Below are 19,739 nucleotides of genomic sequence, written 5' to 3'. Positions count from 1 at the left end.
TCCCGGGTAGGCTGATGGACCGTTGTGCCGTCGGCCGGACCTGACGCATTCGTCCGTCATGTCCGGGGTGGGAAGGAGCACGTGCGATGGGCGAGGTGGACGCGTGACGGAGCCCGGCCGGCTTCCCGACGGGGAGGCCCAGGAGCAAGCGGGCGGTGTGCCCGGACAGGTGGAGCAGCAGCCCGTGATGCCCCCGGCACCCTTCTCCTTCCCCGCCCACGCCGACGAGGCGGTGGGCGCGGTCGTCGGGGACGGGGACCCCGACGAGGAGGACGAGGACCTGCTGATGCCCGGCGCCATCGGCGCGTGGGGCGACACGGTGGCCCCGCGTCCGGTGACCCAGGCGGTCCCGCATCCGGCCGCCGCCAGGACCACGGCCACGCCGACCGGTCCCGAGTACCTGGACGTCGCCGCCGCCGAGGCGGCGGCGCAGCAGGCCCCGGCACCATGGCAGCAGCCCGCCGCGGAGGAATCGGTTCCCCGCCCCGAGCCCGTCGTCCAGCCCGCCCCGGCTCCGGCCCCGGCCCCGGCTCCCGTCGCCGTGGCACCTGAGACGCCCGCGCCCGCGGTCCCCGCCCAGGAGGTCCCGGCCGCCGAAGCCGTCGCACCCGCCATCCCCGAAGCCCCGGCGGCCACTTCGCCCGACCCGCTGCCCGCGCCCCCCGCCGCCGAGACGGCCGTCCCGGCGTCGCCCGCGCCCGTCGCGCCCGAGACGCCCGCCGAAGTCCCGGCGCCCGCGCCGGCGCAGGAGCCCGTCGCCCCCGAACCGGCCGCCGTGGCGCCGGTGGACGAGGAGCAGCACGCGCACGACGCGGTCGCCCACCAGGCCGTGACGCCCGAGGACGGCACCGCGCCGGAGACGGCGCAGCCGGAGGCCCCGGCCGTCCCGCAGCCGATCGTGCTCCCCGCGCCGCCCGCGCCCGAAGAGGCCGCCCCCGCCGTCCCCGTTCAGGAGCACCCCGCCCAGGCACCGCACGCCCAGGAACAGCCGGTGCAGGTACTCCCCGCCGCCGAGCAGCCCGTTCCCGAACTACCGGTCCAGGAGCAGCCCGTTCCCGACCAGGCCCCTCCACTCCAGCCCATTTCGGAGGAGCCCCGGCAGGCTCTGCCGGCCGAGCCCGCGCCGGAGGAGGCCGCACCGGACCAGGCCGCGCCCGAACAGCCCGTCCTCGAACAGCCCGTGCCCGAGCAGGCTGTCCCCGAGCAGGAGGCGCCCGCCCCCGCCGAGGACGAGCCCGCCCCGGCCGCCGACCCGACCGCGCAGACCATCCAACTGCCCGGCCCCCGCGCCCCCGAGCCCCCCGCCGCGTTCCCCCCGGCCCCCGGCTACTCCCAGCCGGAACGGGACGCCGTCCACCGCCTCATGCGCGAACGCCGCGACATCCCCCACGGCTTCCGCTCCGACCCCATCCCGAACGACGTGCTCCTGCGCGTCCTCGAAGCCGCCCACACCGCCCCGAGCGCGGGCGTCGCCCAGCCCTGGGACTTCGTCATCATCCGCTCGCCGGAGACGCGCCAGGCGGTCCACGCGCTGGCCGGGCAGCAGCGCGACGCGTACGCCAAGTCCCTCCCGAAGGCGCGCGCCAAGCAGTTCAAGGAACTGAGCGTCGATGCGATCCTCGACACCCCGGTCAACATCGTCGTCACCGCCGACCCCACCCGGGGCGGACGCCACACCCTCGGCCGCGGCGTCCAGCCGCAGCTCGCGCCCCACTCGTCCGCACTCGCCGTCGAGAACCTCTGGCTCGCCGCGCGCGCCGAGGGCCTCGGCGTCGGCTGGGTCGGCTTCTTCGACGAACGCGAACTCGTCCGCGCCCTCGACCTCCCAGGACACCTGGAGATCGTCGCCTACCTGTGCGTCGGCTACGTCGACGCGTTCCCCGGCGACGACGACCGCACCCCGGACACGCCCGCCCGCCGCCCCCTCTCCTGGGTCGTGCACGAGGAGTCGTACGGCCGCCGCGCCCTCCCCGGCGCCGAGCCGCACGACCTGCTCAGCGAGACCCTCGCCGAGATCCGCCCGCTCGACGCGCAGGCGCTCGGCGAGGCGTGGGAGCGCCAGAAACGCATGACCAAGCCCGCCGGGGCACTCGGTGCCCTGGAGATCATCTCCGCCCAGCTGTGCGGCCTCTCGCGCAGCTGCCCGCCGCCCGTGCCCGAGCCCGCCGCCGTCGCCGTCTTCGCGGGCGACCACGGCGTGCACGCCCAGGGCGTCACCGCCTGGCCGCAGGAGGTGACCACCCAGATGGTGGCCAACTTCCTCTCCGGCGGCGCGGTGTGCAACGCCTTCGCGAGCCAGGTGGGCGCCGAGGTCTGCGTCGTGGACGTCGGCGTACGCGGCGAACTGGCCGCCGGAGCAGGGCTGATGCCCCGCCGGGTCAGGGCGGGCACCGCCGACTTCACCACCGCCCCCGCCATGACCCGCGAGGAGGCCCTGCGCGCCGTCGAGGTCGGCATCGAGACGGCACGCGATCTCGTCGCCGCGGGCAACAAGGCCCTGCTCACCGGCGAGATGGGCGTCGCCAACACGACCGTCTCCGCCGCGCTCGTCGCCGCCTTCACCGGCGCGGACCCCGCCGAGGTCACCGGCCGCGGCACCGGCATCGACGACGAGACGCACGCCCGCAAGGTGGACGTCGTCCGCCGCGCGCTCCAGCTCCACCAGCCCGACCCGGGCGACCCGATCGGCACCCTCGCCGCCGTCGGCGGCCTTGAGCACGCCGCGCTGACGGGCTTCATCCTCGGCGGCGCCTCGCTGCGCGTCCCGGTGCTCCTGGACGGCGTCACGGCCGGTGCCGCCGCCCTCGCCGCCCGCGTGATCTCGCCCGAGGCCGTCTCGGTCTGCATCGCGGGCCACCGCAGCGCCGAGCCCGGCCACCTCGCCGCCCTCACCGCGCTCGGCCTGCGCCCGCTCGTCGATCTCGACCTGCGGCTCGGCGAGGGCACCGGCGCCCTGCTCGCCCTCCCCGTCGTGCAGAGCGCGGCCCGGGCGATGCGCGAGGTCGCCACCTTCGACTCGGCGGGCGTCACCGACAAGAACTGACCAGGACCCCCGCCGTAGGGTGGGGGCACCAGCCGCTCCGACGCCGCAGCGGCGTCCGGCCGCCCCGGGGGACGACCCCGGGGCACCGCCCCGAGGAGCCGCACCACCGATGTCCGACCACCCCGCCTACCCCGTGGGACTGCGCCTGGCCGGCCGCCGCGTCGTCGTCCTCGGCGGCGGCACCGTCGCCCAGCGGCGCCTGCCGTCGCTGCTCGCCGCGGGCGCCGACGTCCTGCTGATCGCCCCCGCCGTCACCCCGTCCGTCCAGGCGATGGCCGAGGCGGGCGAGCTGCGCTGGGAGCGCCGCGGCTACCGTGCGGGCGATCTCACGGACGCCTGGTACGCCCTCGTGGCCACCGACGACCCCGCCGTGAACGCCGCCGCCTCCGCCGAGGCCGACGAACGCCGCGTCTGGTGCGTCCGCAGCGACAACGCCGAGGCGGCCACGGCCTGGACCCCGGCCACCGGCCACAGCGACGGCGTCACCGTCGCCGTCCTCACCGGCCGCGACCCCCGCCGCTCCGCCGCCGTGCGCGACGCCGTCGTCGAGGGGCTGCGCGACGGCTCACTCGGCGCCGCCAGGCACCGCGACCGGCTCCCCGGCGTCGCGCTCGTCGGCGGCGGCCCCGGCGACCCCGACCTCATCACCGTGCGCGGACGGCGCCTGCTCGCCGAGGCGGACGTGGTGATCGCCGACCGCCTCGGCCCCCGCGACCTCCTCGGCGAACTGCCGCCGCACACCGAGGTCGTCGACGCGGCGAAGATCCCGTACGGCCGCGCCATGGCGCAGGACGCCATCAACGCCGCGCTGATCGAGCACGCCCGCGCCGGGCGCCGCGTCGTCCGCCTCAAGGGCGGCGACCCGTTCGTCTTCGGCCGCGGCATGGAGGAGGCGTCCGCGCTCGCCGCCGCGGGCATCCCGGTCACCGTCGTGCCCGGCGTCACCAGCGCGATCGCCGTCCCCGCGGTCGCGGGCATCCCGGTCACCCACCGGGGCGTGGCCCACGAGTTCACCGTCGTCAGCGGCCACGTGGCGCCCGACGACCCGCGCTCCCTCGTGGACTGGCCCGCCCTCGCCGCCCTGCGCGGCACGCTCGTCCTCCTCATGGCGGTCGAACGGCTCGGCGCCATCGCCGACACCCTGATCCGCCACGGCCGCCCCGCCGCCACCCCGGCCGCCGTCGTCCAGGAGGGCACCACGCCCGCCGAGCGCCGCGTGGACGCCCCCCTGTCCGACATCGCGCGCCGCGTCGCCGAGGAGGGCATACGGCCCCCGGCGATCGTCGTCATCGGCGACGTCGTGGGGGTGACCGCGTGAGCACGGCCCTCCACGTCACCGACGCGGCCGACCCGCGCCTCGCCGACTACACGGCGCTGACCGACGTCGCCCTGCGCCGCCGCAAGGAACCGGCCGAAGGCCTGTTCATGGCCGAGGGCGAGAAGGTCATCCGCCGCGCCCTCCAGGCCGGTTACCCGATGCGCTCCATGCTGCTCACCCCCCGCTGGGCCGACGCCATGCGCGACGTGATCGACGCGTCCGCCGCCCCCGTCTACCTCGTCGATCCGGAGACCGCCGAACGCGTCACGGGCTACCACGTCCACCGCGGCGCCCTCGCCGCCATGGGCCGCACGCCCCTCCCGGCCGCCGCCGACCTGCTGGCGTCCGCCCGCCGCCTGGCCGTCCTCGAAGCCGTCAACGACCACACGAACGTCGGCGCCGTCTTCCGCGGCGCCGCCGCACTCGGCCTCGACGGCGTCCTGCTGTCCCCGGACTGCGCCGATCCGCTCTACCGCCGCTCGGTCAAGGTGTCGATGGGCGCCGTCTTCTCCCTGCCGTACGCGCGCCTCGACCACTGGCCTCACAGCCTCCGCGACGTGACGGACGCCGGCTTCCGCCTGCTCGCCCTCACCCCGGACGCACACGCCCGCGACATCGCCGAGGTCGCCGCCGAGACCCGCACGGAACGCGTCGCGCTCATGCTGGGCGCGGAGGGCGACGGCCTCACCCCCCGCGCGCTCGCGGCCGCCGACACCCGGGTGCGCATCCCGATGTCGCACGGCATCGACTCACTCAACGTCGCCGCCGCGGCCGCCGTCGCGTTCTACGCCGTCACGCACACCTCCTGAGACCGCGCCCGCTCCCGGCACTCGCGGCAGGCGGTGCACAGAGGCCCGGGGCCGGCCCGTCGTCCCGGACCCGGGGGACCGGGTGCCGCGCCGCCCCACGGGCTCGGCCGGGACGGGGCGCGGTGCCCGCAGGCCGAACGCGGTCCGCAGTCCCGGCGTCCTCCGGATGACCTCGTAGGTGGCGACGCAGAGGCAGAACGAGGAAACCATGATGGCGGCGAAGGCGACGCCGACGGGGACCTCCGTCCGCACCACGTAGTACGCGATCACGATCAGATAGGTCTGGTGCAGGATGTACACGGGGAACGCCGCCCGGCTGAAATAGTCCATGAAGGCCGACCTCCGGCTGAGATACCGCCTTCCGTATCCGAGGAGGGCGAGCAGGGTCGCCCAGTACACCGGATGGTGCCAGGCGGCGAACAGCGGACTCGTCTGGCTGCCCGCCGTGAAGCGCTCCACGAGAATGCCCAGGGCGCCCGGCACGGCGACGCAGAGCCAGACACGCCGATTCCTCTCGATATCCGCGATGTTCGCCTCGTGACGGACGATCAGGAATCCGAGCAGGAAGTAGCAGGCGTACACGAAGATGTTCTCCCCGCCGATCTCCGGGAGGAAGGAGAGCGACGCCAGTACGGCCGCCGGGAGGAGGGCGGCAGCCGGCCTGCCCAGCCAGGCGGGCGCGTACCGGCGCCGGATCACCGTGAGCATGAGGGGGAGCACGGCGATCGATATGAGGAACAGGAAGAGGATGAACCACAGGTGCGCCGGCGAGATCCCGGTGAGGACCGTCCAGTCGGAGAAGTCCGTGAAGTACGGCCCCAGGAACCCGAGGTAATCACCGTTGTAGCCCTCGTGGAACTTTTTCGCGTAGTACGCCTGTGGCGGTACGACGACGAGTAATCCGAAGAGCAGCGGTACGAGAAGCCGCAGGCCGCGCTCCTTCGTGTAGCTCCGGGCCGATCTCTTCCTCAGCGCGTAGAAGCTCGACATCCCCGCCAGGAGGAACAGCAGCGGCATGAACCAGAAGGACGAGATGTTGACCAGGGCGGAGGAGAAGGTGTCCACCGGCCCTTTGACGTAGAACTCGGGATTGTCGTTGAAGACCCTGGCCGTGTGGAACGGGAACAGGAAGAGGATGGCCAGGTTCCGCAGCCAGTCGATGTACTCCTGCCGCTTCACCTCGGTGCCTCCCCGGTCAGCCAGCCGAGTACGGCGCCGAGGGCCCGCTCGGCGGTGGCGGCGTCGAGGCCCTCGGGGTCGATGAGGTGTTCCGTCGCCAGGCCGTTGGTCAGGCAGTGCAGGATCACACCGGCCAGACCGGGATCGACGGCAGGTGCCGCGGGGGCGTGTTCGGTGACCTTCCGGACCGCGTCCCCCGCCGCAGCCCGCTGAGCGCGGCGCATGGGGGCGACCACCGCCATCGTCTCCTCCTCGCGGACGGCGCGGGTGGCGATCTCAAGACCGAGCCGGCTCCGCAGAGGATCGTCGGTGATCCGCCGCGCGACGACACGCGCGGCCCGCCCGACGAGCGCGGACACGTCCGACGCCTCGCCGGTACCGGCCATCACGTCGGCCAGTTCCGCTTCGGACCGTTCCCTGAGGAGGGCGCCGAAGAGTTCCTGCTTGCTGTCGAAGTTGGAGTAGACGGCGCCTTTGCTGAACCCGGCGGCGCGGGCGATGTCCTCCAGTCTGCTGTCCGCGTACCCGCGCTCCGCGAACACCTGCGCGGCGGCGGCGAGCAGTCGGCGGCGAACCTCGGAGCGCGGCAGCCGGGGCACGGGCCCCGGCGGATGACTGTGACCTTCTGTCCTGGGCATGCCGCCCATGGTTGCATACCCGTGGGTATCCAGTACCCATGGGTATCCAAAAGAATCGAGGAAAGGGCCGCTGACGCGTTCGGGGCGCTGTGGGACCGCCGGGCGCCGCGGGGGAGCCGCGCCGGTTCCCGGCCCTCGGCCGTCCGGCAGCACATGGGCGGCCCCGCCTCCGGACGCCGGTGCCGTGTGAGCGCGGTGACCGCCGCGCCTGGCCGGTGGAGTGATCGCTACGAGGACGGCTACGCAGGAACCGTCGGGAGGCGGCAGGCCGCCCGGCCCCGCGCACGGCGCGGTACCCGCCTGCCGCGGGAGAGCTGTCCCGCCTACACGGGTCCCTGGCAGCCCTGTGCGGCGGCGATGCCGAGGGCCACGAACAGCGTCACGGTCACGAACACCACCAGCCGCTGCCGCAGCAGCCGCTTGTCCACCACCCGCCTGCGCGCCCCGGGACGCGGCCTCGGCTGCGGCCGTTCCGGCCTGCGCGGGCCGGGGGCCGGGGCCGGCCTGTCGGGACGCACCCGCGCCGCCGCGGGCACCCGCTGCCCCACCCCGCGCGCCTCACGCGTCGCGATCTCCTTCAGCCGCAGCGACAGCTGGAGCGTACTGGGCCGCTCCTTCGGCGACTTGGACAGGCAGGACCGCAGCAGCGGGGCCAGCGCGGCGGGCACGCCGTCGAGTTGCGGCTCCTCGTGCACCACCCGGTAGAGCATGACCTCGGAACTGCCCTGCCCGAACGGCGAGTCGCCCAGCGCCGCGTACGCCAGCGTCGCCCCGAGCGAGAACACGTCCGACGCCGGGGTGACCCCCTGCCCCCTGACCTGCTCGGGCGCGAGGAAGCCGGGGGAGCCCACCGCCGTCCCGACGTGGGTCAGCGTGCTCGCCCCCGTGGACCAGGCGATGCCGAAGTCGATGATCCTGGGCCCCTTGGGGGAGAGCAGGATGTTCGACGGCTTGAGGTCCCGGTGGACGACCCCGGCCTCGTGCACGGCCACCAGCCCCTCCGCCAGGGCCGCGCCGATCGCGGCCGTCTCGGCGGCCGACAGGGGGCCGTCCTCGGCCACCTTGTCGTGCAGCGAGGGGCCGGGCACGTACTGTGTCGCGAACCACGGCTTCGGCGCGTCCAGATCGGCCGCCACCAGCCGGGCCGTGCAGCCGCCCCTGATGCGCCGCGCGGCCGACACCTCCCGTGCGAACCGTGAGCGGAACTCCTGGTCCTCGGCGAGATCCGGCCGGATGACCTTCAGCGCCACGCGCTGTCCGCGCCGGTCCGAGCCGAGGTACACCACCCCCATGCCACCCGCGCCCAGCCGCCGGTGGAGCCGGAACGCGCCGATGACTCGCGGGTCCTCGCGCCGGAGCCGCATCATCGCCATGTCCACCTCGCTGCCCCGTCCTTGTGATGGGCCTCAGCTTACGGACTGTGCGGGCCGAGCAGTGAGAAGGCCGCGCGCGGCGATGTCGCAGGCCGGTGCGAAGAGGCCCCTGAACGGCGCGGACGCGGCAGGGGAAGCCGTCCCCTGGGGGGAAACCCGGGGTCCCGCGACGCCTCGTCCACCCAGGGGAGTAGCCCCGGACCCCCCGCCTCCTCCTGCGGGAGGCCCCCAGGTCAGTACGCCGGGCTGACGCCCGGGACCCCGTACGCGGCCTACTGTGGTGATCAAGCGGCGGGCGCAGCACTCGTCCCCCGAGGTCACCCGCCCGCCGCCCCCAACCTGACGACAGGAGAGGTGAGATGGCCCAGACGGCACTCAGGCCGCAGAGCCGTACGAGCGCCAGGCGTCATCCGCTGGTGGCCACCGCCATGGTGCTGCCGCTGGCCCTCGCCCTGGCCGTCATGACCGGCGGCATCGATGCCGTCGTCACACAGGCGTCGTCCGTGGCCGGCTTGCTGGGGCGCTGAGCGGCGCCCCAGGCCCGAGAGAGCGGCTCGGGCCGGGGACACCGGCGAAAACCCCGTGGGGACGGGGGTACGGCGGACGGCATGTGTGCCCGGGACAGCTGGGGAGCTGTCCCGGGCACAGCGTATGCCCGGAAAGCTCGCGGCGTCGCCACATTCCGGTCGCCGCGTCCCGTACGCGCGTCCGGGGAGTGGGCGGTTCCCTGGCGGTACGCGGAGAACGCGAGAGGCCGGAGAGCGATGCTCTCCGGCCTCTTCGCGGTGCGCGATACTGGGATTGAACCAGTGACCTCTTCCGTGTCAGGGAAGCGCTCTCCCGCTGAGCTAATCGCGCGGGCGGACCCCTGGGGGTCCCGTGGACGATACTGGGATTGAACCAGTGACCTCTTCCGTGTCAGGGAAGCGCTCTCCCGCTGAGCTAATCGTCCTCCGAGGTGGAGACGGGATTTGAACCCGTGTAGACGGCTTTGCAGGCCGTTGCCTCGCCTCTCGGCCACTCCACCGCACAGGGGCCGTGACCCCCATCGAGCGGACGACGAGACTCGAACTCGCGACCCCCACCTTGGCAAGGTGGTGCTCTACCAACTGAGCTACGTCCGCACTTGGTGCTTCCCCCGGGTCACTTCCGTGTTCCGGGGACGTCATGAACTCTAGCGGATTCACCGGCCAGCTCAAACTCGGTACCCGGCGGCCCCCTAGACTCGCACGCGTGCCCGACTTCCCCCCGATGGCCCGCCTCGGCGGATTCCTCGCCACCGGACTGCGCGACGTGACGCGCGACCCGGCGGCCCTCGACTCCTCGGGATGGTGGGCGGTCGTCGCCGGGGACGACGGCCCGCCGCTGTGCGCCCGGTTCGCCGACGTCCGCCCCGCGCCGCCCCCCGCCGCCGTCCCCGGCCGGTGGCGCGGACCGCGCCGCGACGCCTGGACCAGCTCCCTGGACCGCGCCGCGTACACCGCCGGAGTCGCCCGCGTCCGCGAGCACATCGCGGCGGGCACGGTCTACCAGGTCAACCTCTGCCGGGTGCTCTCCGCGCCGCTGCCCGCCGGGGACGACCCGGACATCGACGCCCTCACCGCGCTCCTCGCGCAGGCCCACCCCGCCCGTTACGCGGGAACCGTGCGACTGCCCGCGCACGGCGTCGAGATCGCCACCGCGTCGCCCGAGCTCTTCCTCAGCCGCCAGGGCGCCCTGGTCGAGTCAGGACCCATCAAGGGCACCGCCCGCACCGCCGACGCGTTCCTCCCCAAGGACCGCGCGGAGAACGTGATGATCGCCGACCTCGTCCGCAACGACCTCGGCCGCGTCTGCGCGCCCGGCTCCGTCACGGTCCCCGGCCTGTGCGTCCCCGAGCCCTACCCGGGGCTCGTGCACCTCGTCTCCACGGTCGCCGGACGCCTCGCGCCCGGCTCGGACTGGCCCGCCCTCATGGACGCCGCGTTCCCGCCCGGCTCGGTCACCGGCGCCCCCAAGTCCAGCGCGCTGCGCGTCATCCAGGAGCTGGAGACGGCGCCGCGCGGCCCGTACTGCGGCGCCGTCGGCTGGGTGGACGCGGACCGGGGCACCGCCGCGCTGGCCGTCGCGATCCGCACGTTCTGGATCGACCGCGCCGCCGGTGCGCCCGTCCTGCGCTTCGGCGCCGGAGCCGGCATCACCTGGGACTCCGACCCGGCGGGGGAGTGGGCCGAGACCGAACTCAAGGCGGCGCGGCTGCTCGCGATAGCGTCTCGACCGGGTGCCACGGGCCCCGGTGACCGCCCCGGCGGCCACCGTGACGAGAAGCGAGAAAGGGAACCCTCATGGGGCTGATCTGGCTGGACGGCGCGCTGCGCGACGCCGACAGCGCGCGCGTCTCCGTCTTCGACCACGGACTGACGGTCGGCGACGGGGTGTTCGAGACGATGAAGACCGTGGCGGGACGCCCCTTCGCGATGCGCCGCCACCTCGACCGGCTCGCCGTGTCCGCCGCCGGACTTGGCCTGCCGGAGCCCGACCGCGACGAGGTCGCCCGCGCCTGCGCCGCCGTGCTCGACGCCGTGCCCCTGCCGCTCGGCCGCCTGCGCGTCACCTACACCGGCGGGCTCGCCCCGCTCGGCTCCGACCGGGGCGAGGGCCGTCCCACCCTCGTCGTCGCCCACGCCGAGACACCCCGCCGCCCCGACACCACCGCCGTCGTCACCGTCCCGTGGACGCGGAACGAGCGCGGCGCCCTCGCCGGGCTGAAGACCACCTCGTACGCCGAGAACGTCATCGCGCTCGCCCGCGCCCGCCAGCAGGCCGCGTCCGAGGCGCTGTTCCCCAACACGGCGGGCCACCTGTGCGAGGGCACGGGCACCAACGTCTTCGTCGTCCTCGACGGCGAACTCCACACCCCGCCGCTCTCCTCCGGCTGCCTGGCCGGTGTCACCCGCGCCCTGGTCGTCGAGTGGAGCGGCGCACGCGAGACCGAGCTGCCCATGGATTGCCTGGAGCGGGCCGAGGAGATCTTCCTCACCTCCTCCACGCGCGACGTCCAGGCAGTGCGCCGCGTGGACAGCCGCGAACTCCCGGGCGCCCCCGGGCCGGTGACCGCCGAGGCCATGCGCGTCTTCGCCGTGAGGTCCGCCGCCGACATCGACCCGTGACGGGCCCCGCCGCTGGGTAGGCATCCCCCGATGACGACGACGCTCCGCCCTGACGGGCCGGAAGAACGCACCGCGGGCGGCGGGCGCACCCGCGCCTACCGCATCCGTGTCAACGGCCGGGACGCGGGCGGGCTCGTGCTCGCGGCGGACGGTCCCCGGCCCGCGACAGGGCGGGTCGTCCGCCTCGCGGTGCACCCGCCCGACCGCGGGCGCGGCCGGGGGACCGTCGCCGCGCTGGCCGCCGAGGAGATCCTGCGGGACTGGGGATGCGCCGACGTGGGCGCCGTCGTTCCCTCCGGCGCCGCGACGGCGCTGCGGCTGGCCGCCGCGCTCGGCTGGTCCGAGCGCGCCCGCACCCTCACCAAGCCCCTGCCCGGCGGCCCGCCGGGCGGCGCGCTGGACGCGGGCCCGCTCGTACGGGAACTGCGGCACGCGGACACGGGCGAGGCCACCGGCGCGGTCCGCGTGTCCCTGGCGCACGGACTACCGGACGGCACCGGCGCGTTCGTCCACCGGATCGACGTCCCCGAGCGGTTCCGGGGACAGGGGAACGCCCGCGCGCTCCTGCTCCTCGCGGAGGACACCGCGCGCGACGCGGGCAGCGGGCGCATCGGCCTCACCCTGCGCGCCGGGGAACTCGACCTCGCGCGGGCGGACCGCCTGCTCCGCACGCTCGGCTATCTGCCCGCCGCCCACCATGTCTACAAATCGCTCCGCTGAGCCAGCAGCGACTCCGCGATCTCCGTGATCCGCTCGCGCAGGCCCTCCTGGCTGCGCCCGCCGTCCAGCCGCTGCCCGTCGATCACGTACGTCGGCGTGCCCGTCACGCCGAGTGCCTGGCCCTCCGCCTGGTCGGTGTCGACGGCGAGCAGGTGGCGGCCGTCGATCAGCGCGGTGCCCACCTCCTCCGCGTCGAGCCCCAGCTCGGACGCGAGGGCGGTCAGCAGCCCGGGCCCCCGCTCGCCCAGCTCCGGGGTGCGGGCCAGCAGCGCCGTCCAGTACTCCTCGCCGCGCCCCTGCGCGTACGCCTCCTCCGCCGCCTGGGCGGCGGCCAGCGCGTGCTGGTTCTTCGCGAGGGGGAAGTGGCGCCTGCGGATCTCCAGGGCTTCGCCGAACCGTTCCCGCAGCGCCCGTACGTCGGACTCGGCGCGGTGGCAGTCGGGGCACTGGAGGTCGCACCACATGTCCAGCACGACGGGGCGGGGGCTGCTCTCACTCATGCCGCCCAGTCTCCCAGACCCCCCGCGACCCCGGTCGGCGTCCGGGTCCACCCGGAGATCTCCCCCATCCCGCGTCAGGACGATGGCCTCCCGGCCGCCGACGCGGCAGGATGGAAAGATGCTGATCGGCACCGCTTGTACCCTTCTGACCGCCGCAGGCCTCGGCATAGCGGTCCTCGTGGCGCGCCGCCGCCGCTACGCCGCCGCGCTGCGCCTGGCCGCGATCTCCCTGCTCCCCGTGGGGCTCGCCATGACGGGCGTGGTCCGCTTCGTGGTCAACATGACCTTCAACCCGGTCGCCTGGGCGGGCTTCGGCGTCCTCGGCCTCGCCGTGGTCCTGTTCCTCTCCGGCCGCCTGGCCGAGGGCCGGGGCCGCGGCCGCGACGCGGCCCCCGCGTCCGCCGGGGCCGCCGCGCCGGCGGGGCTGCCCAAGGACCGCCGCGCGTCGGGCCGCAAGGCCGTGGGCGGCGCCACCGGGGGAGGGGCGGCCGGGGCGGGGGACGACTTCTCGGACATCGAGGCCATCCTCAAGAAGCACGGCATCTGACCCACAGGCGCTCTAGCACGCCCACTCCCGGAGAATCCCGGAATCGGGCGGAAACCCCCGTATAGAGGGCTTGTTGATCGCCGGTGGTGACGGCGCTGGGTCATGATCGCCGCGTCATGCCGTACATCACCGGGGAGCAGCACGCTCCCGACACCGCCGTCCCGCCCCTCGCGCCGCCGGACCCGCCCCCCGCCGACCCCGCGCAGCCGCGCGGCTGCCTGTTCGCCCTGTCGCAGCCGCCGCTGATGCTCTTCCTGACCGTCATCGGCGTCCTGCTGCTCATCGCGGGGGTGCACGATCAGTTCCTCCTGTGAACCCCCGCACGGGCCGCCTCCCTGGCCCGCCGTGCGGCGCCGCACAGCGCGGCGCCGCCGCGGGGAATCCCGCAGCGGCGCCGCGCCGTGTCGTCGCCGGCCCCACGCCGTCGCCCCGAGTCAGACGGCGTGGGGAACCGGCGGGTCCTTAACTCTCCGCGAGGATGTGCGAGAGTTCCGAATCGAGGTCGAAGTGGCGGTGTTCCGTGCCGGGCGGGACAGCGGCGTCCGTCCGCTTCAGGAACGATTCCAGTGCTCGGGCCGGGGCCTCCAGCAGTGCCTCGCCCTCCGGCGAGCTGAGGGCGATGCAGACGACGCCCTGGCCGTGGCTCCTGGAGGGCCACACCCGGACGTCTCCCGTGCCGGTGGGCCGGTGCAGCCCCTCGGCCAGGAGATCGCGGGCGAAAACCCATTCGACGGTTTCTTCGGCTCCGGTGTGAAACGTCGCATGTACGGCGTAGGGATCCGCCGTGTCATACCGCAGCCCCGCGGGTACAGGTAGTGAGGACTCGCTCGATACGACGAGGCGCAGGTGCAGCTCGCAGCTGACCGTGGTGTTCATAAGCGCCAGGGCCTTTCGCTCAGTGTGCGCTCGGGGATTCGCACGTCGGCCAAATCGACATGCCACGTACCCGTCGGTTGTAAACACCTCCGCCCTCAATGCGCCGGATAATCTCATTCCAATGGGCGAATAGAGATAAGCGATATAGCAGGAGACGACTTGAACGGACGCGCGTCCGCCGGCCGCTATCGGTTCACCACCGGGTGGTCGCTCCCCGCTCCGCCGCCCGCCGTGTTCCGTGTCCTCGCGGAGCCGGAGGGCTACCCGCTGTGGTGGCGGGAGGTGCGGGAGGTGACGCCCACGGGTCCGGACAGCGGGCGCTGCCGCTTCCGCTCGGTCCTGCCCGTCGCCCTGCGCGTCACCGTGCGGGCGGTCCGCCGCGACGCGGCGGCGGGCGTCCTGCTGGTCGGGCTCGGCGGCCACCTCGACGGCTGGCTGAGCTGGACCGTCACCGGCGACGGGGGCGGGGGCGCGTACGTGCGCATCGAGCAGGACACCGCCCTGCTGCACCCCCTCCTGCGCCGCTTCCCCCGGCCCGCACGCCCCGTGTTCCGCGCCAACCACGCGGTGATGATGCGCTCGGGGGAGAGGGGCCTGCGCGCCTGGCTGCGGACGCATTTGGACGACGGGTGACCTGCCCTGTATGGTTCTTCCCGTGCCGCAAGGCGCAAGCCCACAGGGGCGATTAGCTCAGCGGGAGAGCGCTTCGTTCACACCGAAGAGGTCACTGGTTCGATCCCAGTATCGCCCACATGTGCGAGGTGGCCCGTTCCTCACCGAGAAGGTGAGGAACGGGCCACTTTCTCTTTGTCCCCTCCCTCCGCACGCCCGCGCGCGGCCCGGCGCCCGGCCCTCCGGGGCCGCCGTCCGACCGCTTCGCCCGCGAGGGCGCCCGCTCGGTACGATGCGGAACTGCGCGGCCCCACGCCGCGCCCCAGCAGCCATGAGTCAGGAGAGACCGGTGTCAGACGTCCGTGTGGTCATCCAGCGCGATTCCGAGCGGGAAGAACGCGTGGTGACCACGGGCACTACGGCCGCCGCGCTCTTCGAGGGCGACCGCTCCGTCGTCGCCGTCCGTACCGGTGACCGGCTCCGCGACCTCGCCTGGGAGCCCGCCGACGGCGACGTCGTCGAGCCCGTCGCCATCGACTCCCCGGACGGACTGGACATCCTGCGGCACTCGACCGCCCATGTGATGGCCCAGGCCGTCCAGGAGCTGTTCCCCGAGGCCAAGCTGGGCATCGGCCCGCCCATCAAGGACGGCTTCTACTACGACTTCGACGTCGCCGAGCCGTTCACCCCGGAGGACCTCGGGCGCATCGAGAAGCGCATGCAGCAGATCCAGAAGCAGGGCCAGCGCTTCGCCCGCCGCGTCGTCACCGACGACGAGGCGCGCGCCGAACTCGCGGGCGAGCCCTACAAGCTGGAGCTGATCGGCCTCAAGGGCGCCGCCGCCGACGCGGCGGACGGCGCCGGTGCCGAGGTCGGCGCGGGCGAACTGACCGTCTACGACAACGTGGACGCCAAGACGGGCGAGCTGTGCTGGAAGGACCTGTGCCGCGGCCCGCACCTGCCCAGCACCCGGCTGATCCCGGCGTTCAAGCTGATGCGCAGCGCCGCCGCCTACTGGCGCGGCAGCGAGCGCAATCCGCAGCTCCAGCGCATCTACGGCACCGCGTGGCCGTCGCGGGACGAGCTCAAGGCCCACCTCGCGTTCCTCGCCGAGGCCGAGAAGCGCGACCACCGCAGGCTCGGCACCGAGCTGGACCTCTTCTCGATCCCCGAGGAGCTCGGCTCGGGGCTCGCCGTCTTCCACCCCAAGGGCGGCACGGTCCGCCGGGTCATGGAGGACTACTCGCGCCGCCGGCACGAGGAATCCGGCTACGAATTCGTCAACACCCCGCACATCAGCAAGCGGAAGCTCTTCGAGATCTCCGGGCATCTGCCGAACTACGCGGAATCCATGTTCCCGCCCATGGAATTCGAAGGCCAGGATTATTATCTCAAGGCCATGAACTGCCCGATGCACAATCTGATCTTCCGGGCACGCGGCCGCTCCTACCGTGAATTGCCGCTGCGACTGTTCGAGTTCGGCACCGTCTACCGGTACGAGAAGTCGGGCGTCGTCCACGGCCTCACCCGCACCCGCGGCTTCACCCAGGACGACTCCCACATCTACGCCACCAAGGAGCAGATGCCGGACGAGCTGGACGCCCTGCTCACCTTCGTCCTGAACCTGCTGCGCGACTACGGCCTCGACGACTTCTACCTCGAACTGTCCACCCGGGGCGACTCGGAGAAGTTCATCGGCGAGCCCGAGGAGTGGGCCGAGGCCACCGAGGCGCTGCGCCAGGCGGCCGGCAAGCAGGGCCTCGAACTCGTCCTCGACCCCGGCGGCGCCGCGTACTACGGGCCGAAGATCTCCGTGCAGGCCAGGGACGCGATCGGCCGCACCTGGCAGATGTCCACCATCCAGGTGGACTTCCAGCAGCCCAAGCGCTTCGGCCTGGAGTACACCGCGGCGGACGGCTCCCGGCAGACGCCGGTGATGATCCACCGCGCGCTGTTCGGCTCGATCGAGCGCTTCTTCGCCGTCCTGCTGGAGCACTACGCGGGCGTCTTCCCGCCGTGGCTCGCGCCGGTCCAGGCGGTCGGCATCCCGATCGGCGACGGGCACGTGTCCTACCTGGAGGAGTTCGCCGCCGAGGCGAAGGCCGCCGGGCTGCGCGTCGAGGTCGACAGCTCGTCCGACCGCATGCAGAAGAAGATCAGGAACGCGCAGAAGGCCAAGATCCCCTTCATGGTCATCGCGGGTGACGACGACATCGCCCAGGGCGCGGTCAGCTTCCGCTACCGCGACGGCTCCCAGAAGAACGGCATCCCGCGCGCCGACGCGCTCCGCGAGATCGCCGAGGCCGTCAGCACCCGCGCCCAGGTCTGAGCGCCACCGGGCCCGGGGCGGCGTCCGCCGTCCCCGGGCCCCGGTCCGCGCGCCGCCCGCACGCCATATGCTGGCCGCCATGAGCAGCGAGCCGGAGCAGCAGATCGGAGTCGGGACGCCGGACGCGTTCCAACGCCTGTGGACCCCTCACCGGATGGCGTACATCCAGGGCGAGGGCAGGCCGACGGGGCCCGGTGCCGACGACGGCTGCCCGTTCTGCTCGATCCCCGGCAAGAGCGACGAGGACGGGCTGATCGCGGCGCGCGGCGAGAGCGTCTACGCCGTCCTCAACCTCTACCCGTACAACGGCGGGCACCTCCTCGTGGTGCCCTACCGGCACGTCGCCGACTACACCGACCTCACCGGCCCGGAGACCGCCGAGCTGGCGGAGATGACGAAGCGCGCCATGACCGCCATCCGCGTCGCCTCCGGGGCCCACGGCTTCAACATCGGCATCAACCAGGGCGTGGCGGCCGGGGCGGGCATCGCGCCCCACCTGCACCAGCACGTCGTGCCGCGGTGGGGCGGTGACGCGAACTTCATGCCGGTCGTCGGCCACACCCGCGTGCTGCCCCAACTGCTCGCCGACACCCGGCGGATGCTCGCCGCGGCCTGGCCGCCGGCCTGATCCCGCGCGACTCCGGCCGCGCGCGGCCGGAGCGCGGGGTCACATGTTGTACTCGTCCGCCTGGCGCGGCTCCGCCGCCTCCACCTGGCCGCTGAGCGCCTGCGAGCGGCTGTCGAACGGGGCGATCTCCACGCCGTTCTCCGCCAGCACCTTTATCGCCGCCGCGTGCGCCACGCGCAGTACCGGCGTCGCCGTGCGCAGCACGTCGTCCACCATGAAGCGGTGCCGCCACGGCTTCTCCGCCCACGTGTGCCGCAGGCCGAACGGCTCCGGCAGGCTGATCGTCCCGCCCCACTTGTCCAGCCGGTCGGGGAACCACGTCAGCGGCGCCCGCGCCGCCAGCCGCACCACCTCGCGCGGTTTGACCAGCGGCAGGTTCTGCTTGCGCTTCTTCCACGGCCGCAGCGGGTCGCGGAACTCGCGGGTCGGCGTGTCCGGGCCCTTCCTGAACCAGCCGTGCAGCGGCCCGAGCGCGTGCCCGGTCACCTCGATGCGCAGCGTGTGGTGCAGCACGGTCACGCTGATCATCATGGTGATGATCAGCTCGCCGTCCCAGAGGATGAACTGCGCGCCGACATAGTGCCGGTCGCCCTTGTCGTACTGCTGCTCGTTGCAGATCCGCTGGACCTCGATGTTGCTGAAGCTGAACCCGTCGGCCGCGGGACCGTCCGGGCGCGACACCTCGCCCGCGCCCTCGCCCACGTGCCGCACGACCCAGTGCACTATCGACGGCGGCGTGAACCCGCCCGTGTGCAGCGGCCCGCGCTCCAGCATCCTGAGCTGGTCGCCGATCGCCCGCGCCACGTCCCAGCTGCGGAACGGGTCGATCTCCCGGCCGGAATCCTTCGGCCGCAGCTCCTCCGCCAGCTGCCAGCTGCCCCAGCGCACGCCCATGCCCAGTATCCCCTTGGGCCCGGCGTAGTGGACCATGTTGCTGGCCTGCTCCGCCCTGAGCTTCGCGAGGCCGACGCGCAGGCGCTCGGCCTCGGCGTCGTTCGGGTTGCGCGGCACCGCCTCGGGGATACGGGCGCCCGCCCCGCCGCCGCCGAGCAGCGCCGACCAGTGGGCCCGCAGGTTCTTGGCCGTCCGCTCGCAGACCTCCCGCGCCAGGAACCAGCCGAGCACGGGCGCGGGGAGCATGGCCCATACGTACAGCTGCACGACGCCGTCCGCCGGGATGGCCAGCACCGCGAGCACGGCGACCCCGGCCAGCAGGAACAGCAGCACCGTGCCCAGCGCGCCCGCGCGGCGGCCCTGCGACCCGGCGAACGTCCGCCGCAGCTGGAACAGCCCCAGCCAGAACAGCACACCCGGCAGGAACAGCACGCCGAACGCCACCATGATCGCCGTCAGCTGCCGGTCGCGCTGCTTGCGGATGCGCTTCGCGTTGAGCGCGTGCTCGACCACCGTCTGCGGATCGACGCCGAACGACTGGACGAGCGGCTTGCGGCCGTCCGCCAGCATCCGCTTCTCCACGGCCCGGGTGAACGCCTCGCCCAGGTTCGGCTCCAGCAGCGAGAAGCGCCCGGTCTTCACCTCGGCCGCCTCGTTCGGCGTCCTGATCTCCTCGGGCGGAGTGTCCCGGTACGCCACGGACGCGATGGCGTTCGCCACGCCCGTCAGCCCGCTGCTCGCCCCGGACAGGGGCACCTGGGCGCCGGGCGCGAAATCGAACTCGACTCCCGTCCCGCCGCCGTCCAGACCCGCCATGGGCACCCCCAGCTCTCGACCGCCGCCGAACACCGGCCGCTGACAGGGCAGTTCCCCAGGGCCGGGCGCGGCACACACCTGAACGGCCGCAAGCCTAGCGGCGCGCGGCCCGCCCCACCCGGCCCGCGGACCATCTCCGGCCAACTTCCCGGCACCCGCCGCCCCGTCCTCCCCACCCGCCTCCCGGCCCACGTCCCCGCCCCTGCACCCGGCCATGTCCCCGCCCGGCCCACGGGCGCCGCACGGGCCCGGCGGCGGCGTGACTACGATGGGCCCTTCCGGTGGCCGCCCGACCACGCGGCCGCTCC

At 73.9% G+C, this 19,739-nt stretch carries 18 protein-coding genes and 5 tRNA genes; 13 read left to right on the top strand and 10 right to left on the bottom strand.

The features are described 5' to 3' along the window. The first annotated feature begins 103 nt into the window (after positions 1-103). From cobT to ACIBPC_RS12935, 3 genes are all read left to right on the top strand, one after another. Entirely contained in the window at positions 104-3,043 is a 2,940-nt protein-coding gene (cobT, locus tag ACIBPC_RS12945) for a nicotinate-nucleotide--dimethylbenzimidazole phosphoribosyltransferase (RefSeq protein WP_398843654.1), read from the top strand. Positions 3,044-3,152: 109 nt separating this feature from the next. Next, positions 3,153-4,361 carry a uroporphyrinogen-III C-methyltransferase gene (gene cobA, locus ACIBPC_RS12940; protein ID WP_398843652.1) on the top strand — a complete coding sequence of 403 codons (1,209 nt, stop codon included), beginning with the start codon at positions 3,153-3,155 and terminating at the stop codon, positions 4,359-4,361. Beyond that, entirely contained in the window at positions 4,358-5,170 is an 813-nt protein-coding gene (locus tag ACIBPC_RS12935; protein WP_398843650.1) for a TrmH family RNA methyltransferase, read from the top strand. Before cobA ends, ACIBPC_RS12935 begins: the two co-directional genes overlap by 4 nt. Here ACIBPC_RS12935 and ACIBPC_RS12930 read toward each other — a convergent pair. The 3 genes from ACIBPC_RS12930 to ACIBPC_RS12920 all read right to left on the bottom strand — a co-directional run bounded on the left by ACIBPC_RS12930 (position 5,111) and on the right by ACIBPC_RS12920 (position 8,360). Next, entirely contained in the window at positions 5,111-6,349 is a 1,239-nt protein-coding gene (locus tag ACIBPC_RS12930) for an acyltransferase (protein ID WP_398843647.1), read from the bottom strand. The two genes, ACIBPC_RS12935 and ACIBPC_RS12930, sit on opposite strands and share 60 nt — an antisense overlap. After that, positions 6,346-6,987 carry a TetR/AcrR family transcriptional regulator gene (locus ACIBPC_RS12925; protein ID WP_398843644.1) on the bottom strand — a complete coding sequence of 214 codons (642 nt, stop codon included), beginning with the start codon at positions 6,985-6,987 and terminating at the stop codon, positions 6,346-6,348. The genes ACIBPC_RS12930 and ACIBPC_RS12925 overlap by 4 nt, the downstream gene beginning before the upstream one ends. Positions 6,988-7,310: 323 nt before the next feature. Beyond that, a complete protein-coding gene (locus ACIBPC_RS12920) occupies positions 7,311-8,360 on the bottom strand; it encodes a serine/threonine-protein kinase (RefSeq protein WP_362967388.1) in 1,050 nt (349 codons plus the stop codon). Positions 8,361-8,719: 359 nt separating this feature from the next. Here ACIBPC_RS12920 and ACIBPC_RS12915 point away from each other — a divergent pair, with 359 nt between their 5' ends. Then, entirely contained in the window at positions 8,720-8,887 is a 168-nt protein-coding gene (locus tag ACIBPC_RS12915) for a hypothetical protein (RefSeq protein WP_362967386.1), read from the top strand. Between the two features lie 259 nt (positions 8,888-9,146). Here ACIBPC_RS12915 and ACIBPC_RS12910 read toward each other — a convergent pair. From ACIBPC_RS12910 to ACIBPC_RS12895, 4 genes are all read right to left on the bottom strand, one after another. Next, a tRNA-Val gene (locus ACIBPC_RS12910) sits at positions 9,147-9,218 on the bottom strand. Positions 9,219-9,240: 22 nt separating this feature from the next. Further along, positions 9,241-9,312, bottom strand: a tRNA-Val gene (locus ACIBPC_RS12905). 4 nt (positions 9,313-9,316) lie between these two features. Next, a tRNA-Cys gene (locus ACIBPC_RS12900) sits at positions 9,317-9,387 on the bottom strand. Between the two features lie 24 nt (positions 9,388-9,411). Continuing rightward, positions 9,412-9,484 (bottom strand) — tRNA-Gly (locus ACIBPC_RS12895). 127 nt (positions 9,485-9,611) lie between these two features. Here ACIBPC_RS12895 and ACIBPC_RS12890 point away from each other — a divergent pair. The 3 genes from ACIBPC_RS12890 to ACIBPC_RS12880 are packed head-to-tail and all read left to right on the top strand — an operon-like array spanning position 9,612 to position 12,229. After that, positions 9,612-10,694, top strand: a complete 1,083-nt coding sequence (locus ACIBPC_RS12890) for a chorismate-binding protein (RefSeq protein WP_398844359.1) — start codon at positions 9,612-9,614, stop codon at positions 10,692-10,694. Next, positions 10,685-11,509, top strand: a complete 825-nt coding sequence (locus ACIBPC_RS12885; RefSeq protein ID WP_398843639.1) for an aminotransferase class IV — start codon at positions 10,685-10,687, stop codon at positions 11,507-11,509. The genes ACIBPC_RS12890 and ACIBPC_RS12885 overlap by 10 nt, the downstream gene beginning before the upstream one ends. A 30-nt stretch (positions 11,510-11,539) precedes the next feature. Continuing rightward, positions 11,540-12,229, top strand: coding sequence for a GNAT family N-acetyltransferase (locus ACIBPC_RS12880; protein WP_398843636.1), 690 nt, complete (start codon positions 11,540-11,542; stop codon positions 12,227-12,229). Here the strand turns inward: ACIBPC_RS12880 and ACIBPC_RS12875 are convergent. After that, entirely contained in the window at positions 12,211-12,729 is a 519-nt protein-coding gene (locus ACIBPC_RS12875; RefSeq protein ID WP_362967378.1) for a DsbA family protein, read from the bottom strand. The genes ACIBPC_RS12880 and ACIBPC_RS12875 overlap by 19 nt on opposite strands. A gap of 118 nt (positions 12,730-12,847) precedes the next feature. Here ACIBPC_RS12875 and ACIBPC_RS12870 point away from each other — a divergent pair, with 118 nt between their 5' ends. Together ACIBPC_RS12870 and ACIBPC_RS12865 are read left to right on the top strand one after the other, a co-directional pair. Then, positions 12,848-13,276: a hypothetical protein gene (locus ACIBPC_RS12870; RefSeq protein WP_398843633.1), complete on the top strand. Its 429-nt coding sequence runs from the start codon at positions 12,848-12,850 to the stop codon at positions 13,274-13,276. Between the two features lie 116 nt (positions 13,277-13,392). Beyond that, positions 13,393-13,590, top strand: a complete 198-nt coding sequence (locus ACIBPC_RS12865; RefSeq protein ID WP_362967374.1) for a hypothetical protein — start codon at positions 13,393-13,395, stop codon at positions 13,588-13,590. Between the two features lie 148 nt (positions 13,591-13,738). Here the strand turns inward: ACIBPC_RS12865 and ACIBPC_RS12860 are convergent, their stop codons facing one another. Next, positions 13,739-14,152, bottom strand: coding sequence for an SsgA family sporulation/cell division regulator (locus tag ACIBPC_RS12860; protein ID WP_052850787.1), 414 nt, complete (start codon positions 14,150-14,152; stop codon positions 13,739-13,741). 159 nt (positions 14,153-14,311) lie between these two features. Here ACIBPC_RS12860 and ACIBPC_RS12855 point away from each other — a divergent pair, with 159 nt between their 5' ends. The 4 genes from ACIBPC_RS12855 to ACIBPC_RS12840 all read left to right on the top strand — a co-directional run bounded on the left by ACIBPC_RS12855 (position 14,312) and on the right by ACIBPC_RS12840 (position 17,721). Continuing rightward, positions 14,312-14,785, top strand: coding sequence for an SRPBCC family protein (locus tag ACIBPC_RS12855; protein ID WP_398843629.1), 474 nt, complete (start codon positions 14,312-14,314; stop codon positions 14,783-14,785). 46 nt (positions 14,786-14,831) lie between these two features. After that, positions 14,832-14,903: transfer RNA gene (locus ACIBPC_RS12850), tRNA-Val, on the top strand. A 210-nt stretch (positions 14,904-15,113) separates the two neighbouring features. Beyond that, positions 15,114-17,093: a threonine--tRNA ligase gene (gene thrS / locus ACIBPC_RS12845; protein WP_362967370.1), complete on the top strand. Its 1,980-nt coding sequence runs from the start codon at positions 15,114-15,116 to the stop codon at positions 17,091-17,093. Between the two features lie 67 nt (positions 17,094-17,160). Further along, positions 17,161-17,721: an HIT domain-containing protein gene (locus ACIBPC_RS12840; RefSeq protein WP_362967367.1), complete on the top strand. Its 561-nt coding sequence runs from the start codon at positions 17,161-17,163 to the stop codon at positions 17,719-17,721. A 39-nt stretch (positions 17,722-17,760) separates the two neighbouring features. Here ACIBPC_RS12840 and ACIBPC_RS12835 read toward each other — a convergent pair whose 3' ends face one another. Then, positions 17,761-19,431 carry a hypothetical protein gene (locus ACIBPC_RS12835; RefSeq protein ID WP_362967365.1) on the bottom strand — a complete coding sequence of 557 codons (1,671 nt, stop codon included), beginning with the start codon at positions 19,429-19,431 and terminating at the stop codon, positions 17,761-17,763. Positions 19,432-19,739 lie beyond the last annotated feature (308 nt).

The sequence above is a fragment of the Streptomyces sp. NPDC049879 genome (genome assembly GCF_044461265.1).
GTDB lineage: Bacteria > Actinomycetota > Actinomycetes > Streptomycetales > Streptomycetaceae > Streptomyces.
Note: the sequence above shows the minus strand (reverse complement) of the source record. Positions and strands in the feature narration are given on the sequence as shown.

What these genes read in the sequence shown, in the direction of transcription:
- cobA (WP_398843652.1), top strand. Translation starts at nt 3,153, where the DNA reads ATGTCCGACCACCCCGCCTACCCCGTGGGACTGCGCCTGGCCGGCCGC.
- ACIBPC_RS12925 (WP_398843644.1), bottom strand. Translation starts at nt 6,987, where the DNA reads ATGCCCAGGACAGAAGGTCACAGTCATCCGCCGGGGCCCGTGCCCCGG.
- ACIBPC_RS12920 (WP_362967388.1), bottom strand. Translation starts at nt 8,360, where the DNA reads ATGGCGATGATGCGGCTCCGGCGCGAGGACCCGCGAGTCATCGGCGCG.
- ACIBPC_RS12915 (WP_362967386.1), top strand. Translation starts at nt 8,720, where the DNA reads ATGGCCCAGACGGCACTCAGGCCGCAGAGCCGTACGAGCGCCAGGCGT.
- ACIBPC_RS12890 (WP_398844359.1), top strand. Translation starts at nt 9,612, where the DNA reads ATGGCCCGCCTCGGCGGATTCCTCGCCACCGGACTGCGCGACGTGACG.
- ACIBPC_RS12885 (WP_398843639.1), top strand. Translation starts at nt 10,685, where the DNA reads ATGGGGCTGATCTGGCTGGACGGCGCGCTGCGCGACGCCGACAGCGCG.
- ACIBPC_RS12880 (WP_398843636.1), top strand. Translation starts at nt 11,540, where the DNA reads ATGACGACGACGCTCCGCCCTGACGGGCCGGAAGAACGCACCGCGGGC.
- ACIBPC_RS12875 (WP_362967378.1), bottom strand. Translation starts at nt 12,729, where the DNA reads ATGAGTGAGAGCAGCCCCCGCCCCGTCGTGCTGGACATGTGGTGCGAC.
- ACIBPC_RS12870 (WP_398843633.1), top strand. Translation starts at nt 12,848, where the DNA reads ATGCTGATCGGCACCGCTTGTACCCTTCTGACCGCCGCAGGCCTCGGC.
- ACIBPC_RS12865 (WP_362967374.1), top strand. Translation starts at nt 13,393, where the DNA reads ATGCCGTACATCACCGGGGAGCAGCACGCTCCCGACACCGCCGTCCCG.
- ACIBPC_RS12860 (WP_052850787.1), bottom strand. Translation starts at nt 14,152, where the DNA reads ATGAACACCACGGTCAGCTGCGAGCTGCACCTGCGCCTCGTCGTATCG.
- ACIBPC_RS12840 (WP_362967367.1), top strand. Translation starts at nt 17,161, where the DNA reads ATGCTGGCCGCCATGAGCAGCGAGCCGGAGCAGCAGATCGGAGTCGGG.
- ACIBPC_RS12835 (WP_362967365.1), bottom strand. Translation starts at nt 19,431, where the DNA reads ATGGCGGGTCTGGACGGCGGCGGGACGGGAGTCGAGTTCGATTTCGCG.